At 44.8% G+C, this 14,074-nt stretch carries 9 protein-coding genes; 2 read left to right on the forward strand and 7 right to left on the reverse strand.

The features are described 5' to 3' along the window. Window positions 1-28: 28 nt before the first annotated feature. The gene (locus tag QT990_RS08705) at window positions 29-901 is read right to left on the reverse strand and encodes a 6-carboxytetrahydropterin synthase (RefSeq protein ID WP_333465142.1); all 873 of its coding nucleotides are present in this window, start codon (window positions 899-901) and stop codon (window positions 29-31) included. Between the two features lie 442 nt (window positions 902-1,343). Here QT990_RS08705 and QT990_RS08710 point away from each other — a divergent pair, with 442 nt between their 5' ends. Together QT990_RS08710 and QT990_RS08715 are read left to right on the forward strand one after the other, a co-directional pair. Further along, window positions 1,344-2,843, forward strand: a complete 1,500-nt coding sequence (locus QT990_RS08710) for a cyclic nucleotide-binding domain-containing protein (RefSeq protein ID WP_333465143.1) — start codon at window positions 1,344-1,346, stop codon at window positions 2,841-2,843. Further along, a complete protein-coding gene (locus QT990_RS08715) occupies window positions 2,840-3,169 on the forward strand; it encodes a hypothetical protein (RefSeq protein ID WP_333139049.1) in 330 nt (109 codons plus the stop codon). The genes QT990_RS08710 and QT990_RS08715 overlap by 4 nt, the downstream gene beginning before the upstream one ends. On the opposite strand, the gene QT990_RS08720 is transcribed toward QT990_RS08715, so the two are convergent. The 6 genes from QT990_RS08720 to QT990_RS08745 form a co-directional block, all read right to left on the reverse strand. Beyond that, entirely contained in the window at window positions 3,152-3,832 is a 681-nt protein-coding gene (locus tag QT990_RS08720) for a J domain-containing protein (protein WP_333139047.1), read from the reverse strand. The genes QT990_RS08715 and QT990_RS08720 overlap by 18 nt on opposite strands. 548 nt (window positions 3,833-4,380) lie before the next feature. Continuing rightward, a complete protein-coding gene (cysK, locus tag QT990_RS08725) occupies window positions 4,381-5,343 on the reverse strand; it encodes a cysteine synthase A (RefSeq protein ID WP_333102231.1) in 963 nt (320 codons plus the stop codon). Between the two features lie 56 nt (window positions 5,344-5,399). Continuing rightward, window positions 5,400-5,840, reverse strand: a complete 441-nt coding sequence (locus tag QT990_RS08730) for an Rrf2 family transcriptional regulator (protein WP_242716025.1) — start codon at window positions 5,838-5,840, stop codon at window positions 5,400-5,402. Between the two features lie 275 nt (window positions 5,841-6,115). Beyond that, entirely contained in the window at window positions 6,116-7,450 is a 1,335-nt protein-coding gene (locus QT990_RS08735) for a leucine-rich repeat domain-containing protein (RefSeq protein WP_333300461.1), read from the reverse strand. Between the two features lie 93 nt (window positions 7,451-7,543). Then, window positions 7,544-8,845, reverse strand: coding sequence for a leucine-rich repeat domain-containing protein (locus tag QT990_RS08740; RefSeq protein WP_333139042.1), 1,302 nt, complete (start codon window positions 8,843-8,845; stop codon window positions 7,544-7,546). A 69-nt stretch (window positions 8,846-8,914) separates the two neighbouring features. Beyond that, on the reverse strand, window positions 8,915-13,849 hold the full coding sequence (locus tag QT990_RS08745) for a dockerin type I domain-containing protein (RefSeq protein ID WP_333309203.1): 4,935 nt from the start codon (window positions 13,847-13,849) through the stop codon (window positions 8,915-8,917). Window positions 13,850-14,074 lie beyond the last annotated feature (225 nt).

Raw genomic sequence — 14,074 nt, forward strand, 5'->3', positions numbered from 1 at the left:
TGGTGAATCTACCAGCAGATATTCAGCTCTAAACCCCAGCTAAAATCGCTTCCGGCTGCTGACTTTGGGCCACCACTTCCTCTAAATCAGCACCGAAAATTTCACAGCTATTATTCGGACTTTCAATCAGCTTAATCTTGTGCAACTCTGCCCCCAATTCCCGAACGGGCGATCGCAATAATTGCCCGATCCGAACAGCAATATTCTCCGCAGTCGGCACAACGTTCTCAAAATAAGCAATATCCTTATTTAAAAAAGTGTGATCGAAGGGTTCAACAACATAATCGTCAACGGCTTTTTGTAAAGCTCCCAAATCAGCAATCATGCCAGTCCGCGCATCAATTTCCCCTTTAACAGTCACCTCTAAATGATAGTTGTGACCGTGACCGTTGGGACGAGCACATTTGCCGTAAATTTCCGAGTTTTCTTCAAAGCTCAAATCGGGACGAGCCAACCGATGGGCCGCGCTAAAATGAGTAGACAAAGTTAAATAAGCTTCCATTCCGTTTCCTAAATATTCAGCCCAAAGTTCGGGATGTTCAAACAATTGAATTTTGCTCACAGGTAAATGAGGGGCTAGGCGCAGCCAAATTTGCCGTGCTATGTTTTCGGTAGTTGGCAGAGTCTGCTCAAATTCCGGCCACGTTTCGTTGAGAAAGGAAAAATCGAGATCCTTGGTAACTTCCCGTTTGATGACGTGCTTGACATCAGACAGGTTGAGCACCATCCCGTACTCGTCGAGTTCTCCTATCATGGAAACGTAAAGGACGTAATTGTGTCCGTGTCCCGGTGCGCGGGCAGTTGGGCCAAACCGCTCAAAGTTCTCGGCTTCGCTCAACTCCGGCAGCCAGTACCGGTGACTCGCCGAAAACTGTGCCCGACGATTGATGATGCACTGCATAAAAGTCAAGTAGGGTAAGCTTGTTAAGTTCTGTAAAGGACTCGCTTCTTAAGGATAAACTAATTTTTGCTGGAATTTTTCGATTATTTGAGGGTGCTGTAAATGAATTTCTACCAATTTTCCAAATATTGGCAACAAGTCGCCGATCGATCAAGCCGCCGGGCCCATTTTACGCCACAACACAGATATCCGGCAGAAAATACCGCTACAAAACAGTTTCTCGCCATCAATTGCTAACCCATCAGTTACGAGCCTTTGAGAAAGTACGCGCGTGCGGATTTATCCCGTTCGCGAAGCGGGCCCGTTGCGGTAAGGAATCGACCTTTTTTGCAACACAGGGCACTCCACAGTTCGAGTTTTTCGCCTAAGCTCTGCAATAGTTAGCAGTTGGCGGTTCAGTTGCGCTCAAAACTAATCACCCATTACCCCTTACCAAATATTAATGAATTGGATTACTTCACGAGCCGATCGCTTTTTTGAAGATTGGTCGGGTGCGATGACAACCCCCCTCTTTTATATCGGGGACGCTCATCTGTCCATCAGTGCGATCGTCCAACTGATAGTTTTAGCTATATTTGCCTTCATTCTAGCTAAGATTATCAGTGAAGGAATCAAGCGCAGCCTGCTAGTTCGGATGGGATTGGATCGTGGCAGTCGAGAAGCAATTTCCACCATCATTAGCTATATTTTAGCAACGCTTGGCTGTATATTCGTCCTGCAAAGTGCCGGCATCAACCTCACTTCTCTCACCGTCTTAGCTGGCGTTGTCGGCATTGGTTTCGGCTTCGGCTTGCAAAATCTCGCCAGCAACTTTATCAGCGGTCTCACCCTGCTATTCGAGCACCAAATTAGAGTCGGAGACTTTATTGAAATAGACAAGTTATTAGGAACGGTAGAAACCATTTCGATCCGCTCTACGATTATAAAAACAATTGACGGTCTCTTTGTAATCATACCCAACATTAAGTTTGTCGAAACTAACATTATTAACTGGAGTTACAAAGACCCCAGATGCCGCATCCACATCCCCGTCGGCGTTGCTTACGGCTCTGACCCAGTAATAGTTACGGAAGCGCTATTAATTGCGGCGCGGATGGAATCGAATGTCTTATCCCATCCTTCTCCTAAAGTATGGTTTTGCGGTTTTGGAGATCACGCTTTAAATTTTGAACTTTTAGTTTGGATTGACCAGCCACAGGAAAGCGATGCTATTAAAAGTGCAGTTTATTTTTTAATAGATTACGAATTTCGCCACCGAAATATCGAAATTCCCTTTCCACAGCGGGATTTGTGGCTGCGAAACCCCCAAGAGTTAACTCAACTTTTTCACAATAACAAAGACGATAATTCCAACGGCAAACTTTTTCCGCAGAATGCCACACATTCTACAGAAGTCAAATCTAATTCCACGGTTTCCGATCATAAAAATTCAGGGTCTAAATCCCCTAATAATTGGACGCTGCGAGATTTGTTGCGGCGAGTAACTTATTTTGAACAGTGTACGGATTTAGAACTGCGACAGTTAATTGAATACGGCTACCGACAACTGTTTCCAGCGGGACAGGTTGTATGTAAAGAAAATGACCCTGGCGATTCTTTTTATATTATTCTTTCGGGTACTGTAGAAGTTCTTTCTCAAAAAGCCGATCAGTATATTGCTACGCTTCACGAGGGCGAGTTTTTTGGGGAAATATCTTTGCTGTTGGGAACTCCGAGAACCGCGACGGTTAAAACTAGCGAAGATGCAATTTTGTTTGTGGTGGAACGCCACGACTTGCAAAAACTTTTAATAGAACAGCCGAATTTAGCAGATCAGATTGCTCAAAAATTGTCGGAACGCCAGCAAGCTTTGAGAGATTTAGGATTGTTAGATGGCGACTCTCTGGGACAAACTCCTTTTATTAAAATTCGCAAGCGAATTCAAGTTCTTTTTGGAATTTGAAAGAAGGAAGAGGGAAGAAGGAAGAAGGAAGAAGGAAGAAGGAAGAAGGAAGAAGGAAGAAGGAAGAGGGAAGAGGGAAGAGGGAAGAGGGAAGGAGGAAGAAGGAAGAGGGAAGAAGGAATAAGGAAGAGGGAAGAGGGAAGAGGGAAGAGGGAACAATGGGAGCATCTCATATTTGTAAAAACACTTATTCTGGCTCCTTCCTTCTTCCTTCTTGCTCTTTCCTCCTGGCTCCTGGCTCCTGGCTCCTAACTCCAATTTCTAGCTTGCCTGCTTTCATTGAGAGGCTCCCGGAACAATCTGCTTTTTTAACTTTTAATTTTTAATTCATCCTGTGCTTCCCGCCGCAGTCTAGCGGCAATTCTAAACAGTTCTTGACCGGTGTGCAAGTGGCGATCGTCATAATTGAGGGTAAATAGCTGCAATTCTTCTATTCCGTCTCCGACTTGATTGATGCTGTAGTAGAGATGGGCCGCAACTCCGGCTACATTAGATGGATTGGGCATGGATGTAAAAAAGTTATGAGCTTTTTTGAGATACTCGCGGCTGGTTTCGATATAAAGTTGAAACTTTTCTATCAGTTCGTCATCAAACGGATCTGCTGACAATTCGTCTATTTCTTTTTTAAGTGGCTTCAAGATGCTGTTGAGCATTCTATTGACTGGTTTGTATACTTTAATCAGCCACTGTTCCATTAGTTCGTCAGCGTCCCGTGCTGTTTGTTGTTGCTGGCGGCTGACGTTTGGTGCGACTGGTGATTGCTGTTCGGTTTGCTCGGAAAGTTGGCGATCGTAAGATTGTCTGTGCTGGGCGTCTCCTAATATTTCATAGGCTGCATTGAGGCGGACAATCTCTTCGTGACCCGCTGTGTCGCTGCGGCTGTCTGGATGAAATAATTTGACTAAACGGCGGTATGCTTGTTTAATCTCGGCTTGTGTTGCGGTTGGGCTAATCTTTAGGGTTTTGTAGTGATTGATAACGGAAGACACGCTGTTATTTCCTTGAAATCTGGATAATTTGTGAAAAAAAGCTTGACAAAAATATCATTATTTGCTAATTTATTAGGTATTTATCTGATATAAATGCCAAAAAGTGTAAGTTGAAAACGTCAGTTTTAAACTTATCATCAATCTATTTTAGAAAAAGATTGATGCTTTTGAAGTGGCAAGCCGATCGACATTGGGGGCTCATATATAGCCTTTCTCGGTAACATGAGGTGCTCTCGCGGGCATAGGGCATAGGGCATAGGGCATAGGGCATAGGACAAAGCCCCCATACCTCACCACGCTTGAGAACCGCTATAGCCCTCCTCCCAGCAATTGTTAGCTCTTTCCTTCCCGACAAGAGCGCTTACCGGCCACGAAGCTAACGCGCCGAAAGCGGTTCGTTCAAAAAAAAGCCCCTTGACAAATTCAGCATCGCTCGCGATCGAGGCAGCTACAATCTATCGCAATTCTTTAAGCTAAAAAGCCAAGCCAAGCAGGGCGTACACTGTACGCCCTGCTGTCAGTTTCTGCAGCTTGGGTCGGAGGCTGACCTAGTTGAGGGCCATCGCCAGATTGAGTTCTGGATCTTGGAACAAGGGAGTGCTGAGATAGCGTTCGCCGAAGCTAGGCTGAATCATTACAATCAATTTCCCTGCATTTTCGGGACGCTGGCCGACTTTCACCGCCGCACATAGTGCCGCGCCGCTGGAAATACCGGACAAAAGTCCTTCTTCTCTGGCCAAGCGACGGCCATAGGCGATCGCATCGTCATCGGTAACAACTATAATTTCGTCGATCGAATCCACATTCAGCACCGGCGGCACAAAACCAGCGCCGATACCTTGAATTTTGTGAGGCCCTGGCTTTCCGCCCGACAGTATCTGACTATTAGCCGGCTCAACGGCGATCGCCTTAAATTCGGGTTTCCGCGACTTAATCACCTCTGCGACACCCGTAATCGTACCGCCCGTGCCGACTCCCGAAATCAGGAAATCCACCTCGCCGTCTGTATCTTCCCAAATTTCCTCAGCCGTTGTCGAACGGTGAACCTGCGGGTTCGCGGGATTCCGAAACTGCTGCAACATATACGCATTGGGAGTTTTGTCCACAATCTCTTGAGCGCGGCGAATGCAGCCGCTCATGCCCTCAATTCCGGGAGTCAGTTCTAGTTGGGCCCCGTAAGCTCGCAGCATCGATCGGCGTTCCGTGCTCATCGTATCCGGCATGGTCAAAATCAACTGGTAGCCCTTAGCCGCGGCCACCATTGCCAGAGCAATTCCGGTATTCCCAGAAGTCGGTTCTACTAAAACCGTTTTGCCAGGACTAATCAGACCTTCGGCCTCTGCTTGATTGACCATATTGACACCGATGCGGTCTTTCACCGATGCTGCCGGATTCATGCCTTCGAGTTTGACCACAATCCGAGCCACGCAGCCTTCGGCTTGGGGAATGCGGTTGAGTTGCACCAGGGGCGTCCGCCCTACCAATTCTGTAATGTCGCCAGCAATACGCATAATCTTTGTCAGTTTGTGGTTGAAAGTAAATCTTAATTCCTAGTTGGCAATACTAACTAGATGTAATACATGATATCGAGCTGCCGTCTGCCATTGCGCTTTTCGCACAGATCCTGTAGCGTGTATTTTTGCAAAACTGAGTTGGCAATCGATCGAGCTTCTTGCCAAACTTCCCAAATCACCGCACTTTCTACAGTTTGAGCAGGCGAGTCTTTTTCAGAGCGATCGAACTCTGAGCCTTCGAGGCAGTTGATAATTTCGAGGAGTGTAATTTTCCAGGGTTCTCTGGCCAAGATATAACCTCCCTTAGCTCCTCGCTGGCTGCGAATCAGCCCGCAGCGTCTCATGGTAGCCAGCAACTGTTCCAAATATCGATCGGGAATATTTTGCTGAGCCGCTATCTGGCGAATTTGCAGAGGCTCGCCTTCTTCGTAGCAATCGGCAAGCTCCAGCAAAGCTAAGATTGCGTATTCGCTTTTACACGATAGTTCCACCATAATTGCACTTGAAAGTTCCAGAATTATCAACTCCGAAGTCAGATTTTAGAATTATTCTCAATTTTGAGTTCCAAATTCTCACTCCTCACCTTTGATTATACCCCGGTTCTCCACTGGAGTTTACTGACTTTCATAAATTCTTGTAATTTGTTGCGCTGGGCGTTTGGCGGCGCTAGGCGCGGTTGCTATGTCAGGATTAACATCCAGAGCTTTGATGCTCCTCCGCCCTGAGTCTGCGATGTAGGCATAATTATCCCAAGGAGTCCGCCCTCTAATTATTCGTATCGACATCTAAAATCGTATCCCCAGGGGCAATTTCTATTAGTCAGCGGATTGCCTTCAAGGTAGACTTCCAAGATGTAAATTAAAGTTTTCAACATACTAATGTCAGAAATTAGATTGTTAGCAAGGTCGAGCCTTCTTAAGCTGGTTAAAGATTTTAATACGCTCACGTCAGAGATTTGATTTTCGCTAAGGTAGAGTTCAGTCAGTTTAGTCAGAGATTTCAGGGGACTAATGTCGGAAATCTGATTGTCAGCGAGGGAAAGTACCGTTAAACTCTTCATAAATTTCAACGATCTAACATCGGAAATATGATTGTTCGTGAGTTCTAGAGACGTTAAATTAATCCCAGATAACCTACTAAGATCAAAGATTTTATTATGAGCCAAATCGACTTTTTTTAACTTAGTCATAAATCTCAACGAACTAATGTCTGATATTTGATTTTCAAAGATATACAGTGTAGTTAGGTTAGTCAGAAATTGCAGGGGACTAATGTCTGATATTTGATTTGTATTAATAAACAAGGTATTTAGATTAGTTAGAGATTTCAGGGGACTAATGTCTGATATTTGATTTTTCTGCAAGTATAATTTTCTTAATTTATTGAGAAATTTTAAAGGATTAATATCAAAGATTTTGTTGGCATCTAGCGAGAGGTATGTTAGATGTGTTAAAGATTTTAAGGGATTAACATTCGAGACTTGATTACCGGTTAGGCTCAGTTTAGTCAAATTATTCAAATTATTCAAATTATTGAGAGATTTAATTTGATTATATCTGAGCTCCAATACAGTTAGCTTCGTTAAATCCTTCAAGGGTGCAATGTCTGAAATTTGATTGCCAAAAAGGGCTAACTCTGTTAAATTAGTTAGATGTTTTAACGGAGTGATATCAGAAATTGTATGATTCCTATCTAACTTAAGTACAGTAAGATTAGTCAGAGAACTTAGCGGACTGATGTCAGAAATATTATTAACACTAAGGGTTAACTTCCTCAAAATTTTAAAGGATGAAAATGGACTGAGGTCAACCAGTTGAGAACCCTCGATGCTAAGTTCAGTGCGACTAGAAAGCTTCTTGTTAGCTTGGGCGCAGTCGGTTGTCTCAACATCCCGCAACAACAGTTCAATAGTATGCCTAGTAGAGAGAGTGAGATTGGTTTTATTTACACACCAATCAGCAAAAGTGCGGTAACTGCTTGCTTGTACTTTGGGCTGTGTTTGTAGCTGTGATTGTATCTGTTTAAAATGTATAATTGAATTGCATCCACTTACAATAATAATTAAAGCTACACAAAAGGTGAATGTGACTTTAAAATAATACATACATAGAAGTTTCTGTACTCTTTTCATTTGCTCTCGCTCCTGTGATTTAAGTTTTTAATAAAAGTGAAATCGTTGTTACAATCGTTTGATTTATTAATATTCACACCTATAAAACTGCAATGGGCACTTTTTATTCCTCAGCGGATTTCCTTCAAGGTATAGTTGCCGGACGTTAGTTAAAGGCTTCAACATACTAATGTCCGAAATTCGATTGTTAGCGAGGTCGAGCATTGTTAAGCTGGTTAAAGATTTCAATGCGCTCACGTCAGAGATTTGATTTTCGCTAAGGTAGAGTTCAGTCAGTTTAGTCAGAGATTTCAGCGGACTAATGTCGGAAATCTGATTATCAGCGAGGGAAAGTACCGTTAAGGTCGTCAGAAACTTTAACGAACTCACCTCTTCAATTTGATTGTTAGTGAGTTGGAGATACGTTAAATTAATCCCATATAACATACTAATATCAAAGATTTTATTATGACCCAGATCGACTTCAGTTAACTTGGTCATAAATCTCAACGAACTAATGTCTGATATTTGATTCTCGGAGATATACAGTGTAGTTAGGTTAGTCAGAAATTGCAGGGGACTAATGTCTGAGATTTGATTTCTATTAATAAACAAGGTATTTAGATTAGTTAGAGATTTCAGGGGACTAACATCAGAAATTTTATTTATCCCTAGCGAGAGGTCTTTTAGATTTGTTAAAGATTTTAAGGGATTGACGTTCGAGATTTGATTATCGGTTAGGCTCAGTTTAGTCAAATTATTCAAATTATTCAAATTATTGAGAGATTTAATTTGATTAGAGGTGAGAGCCAATACAGTTAGCTTTGTTAAATCCTTCAAGGGTGCAAGGTCTGAAATTTTATTGCCAAAAAGGGCTAACTCTTTTAAATTAGTCAGATGTTTTAACGGAGCGATATCAGAAATTTTGTTGTTCCGGTCTAAATTAAGAATAGTTAGATTGGTCAGTGAGCTGAGCGGGCTAATATCAGAAATCTCATTAACACTGAGACTTAGATTTTTTAAGTTCGTTAAAGATGAAAGAGGACTGATGTCAGTTATTCCCTCGCCCTCAATGCTAAGTTCAGTGCGACTAGAAAGCTTCTTGTTAGCTTGGGCGCAGTCTGTTGTCTCAACTTTCCGCAACAACAGTTCAATAGTATGCCTAGTAGACGAACTCAAATTAGTCTTATTTACACACCCATCAGCAAAGGTAAGATAAGTCGTTGTTTGTAGTGCTTGTCGCTGTGCTTGTGTCTGTTGTTGAAGAGGACTCAGTACACTGCATCCTATCAAAAAAAGAGTCAAAGATACACAAAAAGTGAGTGCAAATTGAAAAGGATAGCTATCGAGAAGTTGCTGTAATCTTTTCATCTGCTCATGAATTTTCATCAGTAGTTTTATTTGAGCGTCAGACGTATTTTCCCTCTCACTCAGAAGAGGTATTCTAGCAAGATACTATTAGCGTAGGCGCAAGAGATGATTTCCGGGACGCCCTGCACCCAGACCTTTGGGGAAATTACCAGAAGTTCGATTGCTTTTGTAAACCGTAGTTTTTTGCCCATAGGAGGCTGGTACATCCTTTAAGTTATGCTCGTAAAGCCCATAGACTGACCATTTACTAATAACCCTTGTTACTGTATTCCCAGAAACGGCTGCCACAATTCCTGAGTGTTGAATTAGCCCTTGGTTGTCCCGATAAATTACCACATCACCCACAGATGGATTCTGCGCGACGGAATACCCATTGTCTTTGAGGATTTTTTCTACTTCACCATTATTAATCCATTCTGCCCCTGCTAAAAATGTAAAGCCGTGGCAATCATATTCGGTGGTGATATCAGAAAGTTTTTTCACCTTGTCAGACATCTTAACGCTTTCAAGAAAAGTTTTTTCGTTAAAACCACTAGACATGCGACGCGAAGATCCAGAAGATCCATATCCAATTGTTATCGTTTTTCCACTATCTGTGAGATATTGATGGGTTTTTACTTTCGCAGTGAATAGCGCCGTGAGTAGCAACGCATCCAAGAGCTGATTTCTCATGCGTAGTTCAGTAATAATTGACCAGAGGGTTTTGGAGTCTACCTTACCATCGCGCTTAAGACCGTGAGTGGATTGCCAGTCAACGATCTTTTTCACAGTGTCTGCTCCAAAAATTCCCGTCTGACCTGCACCTACTACCTGTTGAATCAACTTAATACCAGCCGCGCTGTAACCTTTATCGTTATTGTAGCGAATGGCCGCAGGGGCAATATCAATTTTAGTAGCAGCCACACCCAAAGGATTACCACCGATCGCAATCACAGCCGGAATAGCACCTTTTGGTATTATATTCGGATTAAACTTCTCAACACCCTGCGTTGTCAAAGCATAAGCAGGATTTTCAACAGTCTTAATAATTTCCTCCACATCAAAGACGTAAGCATTTCCACCACCACCCAGAGTAGGATAAGAACCAATTAGATACTTCCCATCACTAGAAAGAGCCACATTATTAGTTAAACTCCCCGGCACCGGTTGAGTCGCGGCAACTAATTTGGGATTAGGCCCCAGGGGATCTTTAATAATGCCAATATTCCCCCCCGCCAGCGGATAACTTCCCGTATTTCCCCTGAAGTTACGACCCGCCACAAACGCATACCGCCCGTCCTTCGTCACCGTTACAGCCACTCCCTCATTCACCTCAAAGACATTGCCCTCATTGGTTTGTGCCGAAAGCGTTAAATTCGTGTAGCGAGTTGTAGGAGCCAAATTGATCGGGTCATCACTCACCGTCAGCACCCCAAAACCGCTTCCGTCTGTGTTCGGGTTACCATTGGTAAAAACCATTTTGAGCGGGTCAGGAGTTGCAGCCAACCCCCAAGCCCCTGTAGGAGTCAATACTTTTCCAATCTGTTCGCGCCACTTACGAGGGTTAGAATTCGGTTCGCTAGGTTTGTCTTCTGGGTCGATATTCACAGCGTAAATATAACCATCTGCCGCAGTAGCAAACAGCTTGCGCCCGTCACTGCTAATCGCAATCTGGCGCAGTCCTGACTTCGCATTAACTGAGAGAGTCTGGACAACCTGGTTATAGCTTGCCGAGTCTGGATTGACATCCAGAACATAGATGCTGCCCCGCCCCGAGTCCGCGATGTAGGCATAATTATCCCAAGGGTCAATAGATATCGCCCCAGGGGATGCACCATTTGGCAAATTAATATCATCGACAGCCGTCGTAGAAGCATCAGCATCCACCTCCCGCCGCGCCAGCAAATCAACCATTGCCACCCGCCCCGACCTCTCCAAAGGTACATAGGCGCGAGTCGCATTACTGGTGACAGCTAGCTGTCCGGGACGGTCTGTCACGCTTGGCATTCCCACCGACAAATCCTTGGGAGGCTGCTGTTGCGGGCTCGGCGGAGTCGAAACTGAACTGAGAGCGTCAATTACCCTAATTTTGTCACTAGACCGCTGTGCCACCAACACCAAATCAGAAAATACAGGTTCTAACTGGAGGTCTTCAAAACTCGAACGCTTGACCACATCAGAATCAAGCTGCCCAGGGCCAAAACGCTCATTCTGCGGCCGCGACAGTGTAATTTCCGACTCGCCCAGAGGTACGCTGATAGGAGCTTTGACCGCCACCTTATAGCGGTTGTCTCCGAGTGAGCTGCTGAGTTCTGGCATGACAGTGCCAGAGTAACTCTTACCTCCCACTGAGAAGTCAACCTTCAAATCCCCGAAACTATCGCCCAGATTGCCGTTGAGACCATTTAGGAAATTGCTACCTGTCAAGAACACCACAGGTTCGCTGTTCGAGAACTCTAGTTCGGCTGACTCCAGCGACGGCGGTTCAAGGGGAACTGCTAACCCAGTGTCAGGTCCAGAGAGAACTGCCGAGACTGTAGGAACTCCTTCTGTATTCAGTTCTACCTGAGCTGTTGTAATAACGGGTTCCCCAACTTTGGGAATTCCGATCATTTCCAGCGGCTTGTTTGAAGATTGCGCCAAGTAAGCTAATAGTGAGGTTGTCGCCTCGAATTGATTCTCTGTGGCAGAGACTGCACCAATTCCACCCGTTTGCGCTCCTAAATAGCTATTCTCAAAGTAGAGGTTAGTCGAAAGGTTGATGAGTCCAGCATTTTCCTCTGTACTCGCGTTCACAATTGAACTAACTGATGGCATTCCTGCGGGCAATAACCCAATAGTATAAGTACCGCTTTGTGTCACGCCTGGAAAAGGTGGCGAAGTGGTGCGGATCATTCCGTCTGCACCCACTACCCCTGATTCCTGTATCAGCCAAGTTTGGTTCCAGCTATCAGCTTCACCTGGCAGCGACCCCTTCCGCATAAATAAAACTTCGGTGCCGACTGGTACGCCAACTGGGGCGGGAATTGCCAACTGGACGGGTATATTCAAGGGGGTGTTCCCCAAGTCCAAATTGAACCCCCCAGCAAACTCCATGCTGTCGGGGAATGGCAGTGGCAAGCCCTCGCTGCTAAGTGGTGTCAGGTTAACCGTTGTATCATGAGTTAAGGCACTAGGAGCTACCATTACTACTGAGCCGTCGCTGCCTTGCACGACTCCGCCATCAACTCCCAAAACCGCCGGGTCCATCAAAGGCGTTTTTACCCGCACTGGAACCACCTTTTCTGCTGCTCCGTCAATGACGGTGACGCTGGCAATTCCTTCACCTACAGCAGTAATTACGCCGTCTGAATTCACCTGCAATACATTGGGGTTGCTGACGAAGTAGCGAGTGCCGACAGAGCCAAATTTTAGGTCTGGAGAGTCAGTAAGGCCGGAAATTCCTACCAGTAATGAGCGCTTTACTCCTGTTGTTAAAGTCACCGCTTGCGGGTAAACATCCAAACCGTAAATCTCTGCTAGTAGCGCATTCCACTCGTCATCGTTGGCAGGAATTGGCATTTCGCCTACTCGTGCCGCAGTCACGGCTTGAATGTTGTTGTGAGAGGCTGTAAAAATTGAGGTTCCGTTGGCTAATCCTGTGACTTTTCCGAAGGGGTCAATGGGTGCTACTCCGGGATTTAATGATGTGTATGTTAAGTAAGAATCTGGCAGCACTACGCCTTTTTGGTCGGCGAAGTCTCCGAGCACAACTAATTCTGTGTTGTCTCCTGGATATAGTTGAGGGTTGCGATTGGCGAAGTCTAAGGAAAGTAGGGGGGATCCGCTGACGTTGACTGTTACTTTTGCTGGTATTCCACTGTTATAGCTGTCGCTGGCTATGAAGTCAAAGCTGGCGATGCCTGAGAATCCGGGTGTGGGTTTGAAGGTGGCTGTTTTGGTAATGGGATCGAATTTTACAGTACCGTTAATTGGGTTGAGCGTGTTGTAGGAGATGGGGTCGTTTTCGGGGTCTGTTGCTTTACCGATTAAGGGTATAATTGTTTCCAATTCTGCATGGGTGTTGGTTGAGAATGGGGAGGTGACTGGTGGTTTGTTGGTGATGAAGCCGAAGTTGTTGTTGAGGAGAGTTTGGTCTACTGAGTTGATGATTCCATCGCGGTTGAGGTCTAGGTTAATTGTATAATTGGGGTCTGTTGCTGTGCTGCCTAGAGCGTTATTTAGGAGTTGTCTGTCTGTTGTATCAACTCGGCCGTCGCTGTTGATATCGCCTGCTACGTTCAGTTTTAGAGTGTACGCGCCACTCGATGCGCTGTTGATATTAAGCAGGTTTAAGCCAGAACGATTGATGGAAAATAGGGAATAGGTACTATTTGTATCGGTTGATGTGAGAATTGGTGTGAGTTTATCTACTTCTGGTAGTTCAGGTGACCCTTGATTATCTTTTGAGGCTACTGAAACTCCCACAAGTACGGTGTCTGAATCTGTGGAATTGAGTTCGGAATTAGTAATGCTAAAGGTGTATTGGTTCGCTGAACCTGCATTGTTATTACCTGATGCTGTTTTGGCTGTAAATGTGTAAGCGCCACCTAAATCAGTAGGTACTTTATTATTGCTTCCAGGCGGATCTATGGGCAATATAATTGGGGGTGGCAGCGTATTAAAAGCCCCTTGAATGTTAGGCCCTGGTGTCGGTGTTGGTGGAGAGTACAAGCCCAATGGGTCAAAGTCAATAATCGGCGGCAAGTCGCCATCGGGGGTGGGGGAAGTTGGGCAAGTACCCGCACCGCTATCTGCAAATAAATGTAAATTGGTCGCGTGATTAAATTTTTGGGCCCAGTCGGAAAAGTCAAAACTGAGCAGCGATAGAGAGTTGAGGAGTTGGTGCTGCGCGTCAGGGTCATCCACACCACCGGGAACTAGGGCGCTGGGGGTGATAATTCGTTCCAGGATGAATGTCTTTCGCGGGCGGCGAGTTTTTGGGGGAGAATTCTCAACCCCTTTATTCTTGCGGACTTGAAAGCCTTTTGAATGCCAACCCATACACTTAAGCCCCCGTTTAGTAGTGACCTGGAAAACCCAGGCAGTTAATTGAGTATATTAATTAACTACGTAGATTTGCAAATTAGCTAATTAAACACTACCATGTAAATCATGCAGCGATCGCAACTTGTAAACATTAGGGAATTTATTGTATTAATTAATACAGGAATTGCGCGAGTGTTGAGAAACCGGGTTTTTTACGAAAAGACGCATTGTAGACGGCAG

It is taken from the genome of Microcoleus sp. T3_B1 (assembly GCF_036700445.1).
GTDB lineage: Bacteria > Cyanobacteriota > Cyanobacteriia > Cyanobacteriales > Microcoleaceae > Microcoleus.

Coding starts and splice junctions, on each gene's coding strand:
- QT990_RS08705 (WP_333465142.1), bottom strand. CDS start 901: ATGCAGTGCATCATCAATCGTCGGGCACAGTTTTCGGCGAGTCACCGG.
- QT990_RS08710 (WP_333465143.1), top strand. CDS start 1,344: ATGAATTGGATTACTTCACGAGCCGATCGCTTTTTTGAAGATTGGTCG.
- cysK (WP_333102231.1), bottom strand. CDS start 5,343: ATGCGTATTGCTGGCGACATTACAGAATTGGTAGGGCGGACGCCCCTG.
- QT990_RS08730 (WP_242716025.1), bottom strand. CDS start 5,840: ATGGTGGAACTATCGTGTAAAAGCGAATACGCAATCTTAGCTTTGCTG.
- QT990_RS08735 (WP_333300461.1), bottom strand. CDS start 7,450: ATGTATTATTTTAAAGTCACATTCACCTTTTGTGTAGCTTTAATTATT.
- QT990_RS08740 (WP_333139042.1), bottom strand. CDS start 8,845: ATGAAAATTCATGAGCAGATGAAAAGATTACAGCAACTTCTCGATAGC.
- QT990_RS08745 (WP_333309203.1), bottom strand. CDS start 13,849: ATGGGTTGGCATTCAAAAGGCTTTCAAGTCCGCAAGAATAAAGGGGTT.